The sequence below is a fragment of the Bradyrhizobium sp. MI1.4 genome (genome assembly GCF_055811315.1).
Map to the genome: position 1 here is coordinate 1 of NZ_JBVVPP010000118.1, position 1,854 is coordinate 1,854.

4 protein-coding genes are annotated in these 1,854 nt (G+C 58.6%); 2 read left to right on the forward strand and 2 right to left on the reverse strand.

Going from position 1 to position 1,854, the window contains the following annotated elements; all coding sequences use genetic code 11:
• A partial coding sequence (locus AC0L23_RS39845; RefSeq protein WP_473358407.1) for a transposase occupies positions 1-223 on the forward strand: 223 nt, incomplete at its 5' end.
• Here AC0L23_RS39845 and AC0L23_RS39850 read toward each other — a convergent pair.
• Entirely contained in the window at positions 201-452 is a 252-nt protein-coding gene (locus AC0L23_RS39850) for a hypothetical protein (protein WP_377791813.1), read from the reverse strand. The two genes, AC0L23_RS39845 and AC0L23_RS39850, sit on opposite strands and share 23 nt — an antisense overlap.
• Positions 453-851: 399 nt before the next feature.
• Positions 852-1,139 carry a hypothetical protein gene (locus AC0L23_RS39855; RefSeq protein WP_473358408.1) on the reverse strand — a complete coding sequence of 96 codons (288 nt, stop codon included), beginning with the start codon at positions 1,137-1,139 and terminating at the stop codon, positions 852-854.
• 325 nt (positions 1,140-1,464) lie between these two features.
• On the opposite strand from AC0L23_RS39855, the gene AC0L23_RS39860 reads away from it, so the two are divergent.
• A partial coding sequence (locus AC0L23_RS39860; RefSeq protein WP_473358409.1) for a hypothetical protein occupies positions 1,465-1,854 on the forward strand: 390 nt, incomplete at its 3' end.

The following is a 1,854-nucleotide window of genomic DNA, read 5'->3' on the forward strand; positions in this document are numbered from 1 at the left end:
GATGGAGCTCGAACCTTGGATTGATGACTCCAAGCGGAGCCTCATTGCCTCGTTCGCGAATGGCATTGCCAACGATATGGGCGCGGTGCACGCGGCTATCACGCAACCATGGTCCAATGGCCAAGTGGAAGCTCAGATCACCAACCTCAAGCTGGTCAAACGGCAAATGTACGGGCGCGCTAAGCTCGATCTCCTTCAGGCTAGGCTGATTGGCGCGCCATAAAAACAATCACGATCATCGAATATGCGTCAGAGCCAATATTGCAGGCCGAATGACAGGCAACACCGGCAGCCGAACGGTCGGCGTTCACGAGGTCGTCCAGAGATTTGCCGGGCCGGACTGCATCGGCGTCTGTATCGAAGAACCTTTCTCCGGACAGTTCTCCAGCGTCAAAGCTCTCTTCCCCATGCTCGGAGCTGCCGTACTCGCCTGCGAGCTGGCGGGCTCCCATGGTCGGCGATCCACCTCAGCAAACTGAAAATCCCCGTCACCGGCAAGGGCAACGCGAAGAAGCGGGACATGCAAGCGGCTGCGAAAACTCGTTGGGGCAAAGACCTTGGCGAAGATGAAGCCGACGCTGCCGGGGCCGGGGCATAAGCGCTGGACTGTGACCTGTTCACAGCAGCCCGTTTGAGACATTGCGATGGGCACTTAAGATGTCCGCTCATCGGGGCCGACGGGAAATCGTCGCGGGAGCACTAACCGACGCCATTGAGCAAGGAGCGGCTCATTGGTTCCCACTTGTGGCCCTAAGCCGAAGATCGTTTCAGCCGCCGTGATGTCCGCTGTAGTCGGTTAGCTCGACGCCGAGCTACGCTTGTCTCGCCAGCCGCTTTCGAGCCGTTGCGCGTTAAGCGCGGTCCAAATCGACAAGATATGCTAGAACCAAGTTTTCGGTCTGGGCTTGGATAGCGGCGTTGCGATAGATGACAATCTCGGCTTCGTCAGCTCTGCGAACTGTCAACTTCGCCGTGGAGGAGCAAAGCGGCACGCCGTTCGATGTCATCGTAATCAGGTCTTCACGAACCAAACCCTCTTTGCATAGCTCGAGTGCCTCTGGGAAGTTCTTCGCCTCGAAGGCGAACGTAGCTTTGCTGTCAACGTCCATTACGAACACCGAGCCTAAGAAAACAGTCATTGGCACTTGCTTTTCATCGGCATCGGGCGGCCGGAGCCATATGGTCACACACATTAGTTTAAGGCGCAATGATACGAACCGGACGATTAAGTCGAGTCAGCGGCGGGTTCGCGGCGGGCCTAAGATTGCTTAGCCGATGGTCGCTCGAACCCGTGTCATGTCGGCTGTCAGAGGCAAACCCGACGACAATCCAGCATCGCGGCTACCGCTGCTGTTGACCCGAAGCGGACTCCAGGACATCGCGCTGCCCCTGAGAGAGCAAAATAGGATCGACGGGCGAGGTCGACAGTTGGCATCCGCGCGCAATTGACACGGAGAGTTCGAGATGCCCCTTACCCCAGACCCATCCGGCGACTTCGAGGAGGCGCCGCCTGAAGCCGTTCTATTCGCGATGTTCAGCGGCGGTGACCGTATCACTTGCCGGGTCGAATGGACCACCTTACGCGAACGTGCCGCCGCCGACGGCGCCGATCCGAATGACATCGCCGGACGTTCAAAAACCATCGGTCTACCATCGAGCAGATCGCCAGCGACCTGTACGACGGCGGCAAGGAAATCCCAGTGGTTCGCACTGAGCAGCTTGTGCCGGCCCGCGGACCGGGCGCGCCTTGCGATTTTTGAGGATCAGAGAGAAGCCGGGTGTGTTTCGGCATGGAATAAGGACCCCGTTTTCGGGGTGATCGGCATCCAATCGGGACCCCGGGATAAGGGTCCA

Bases quoted from the DNA above. Each gene is read 5' to 3' on its own strand.
- AC0L23_RS39850 (WP_377791813.1), bottom strand. From the start codon at position 452: ATGGGAGCCCGCCAGCTCGCAGGCGAGTACGGCAGCTCCGAGCATGGG.
- AC0L23_RS39855 (WP_473358408.1), bottom strand. From the start codon at position 1,139: ATGACTGTTTTCTTAGGCTCGGTGTTCGTAATGGACGTTGACAGCAAA.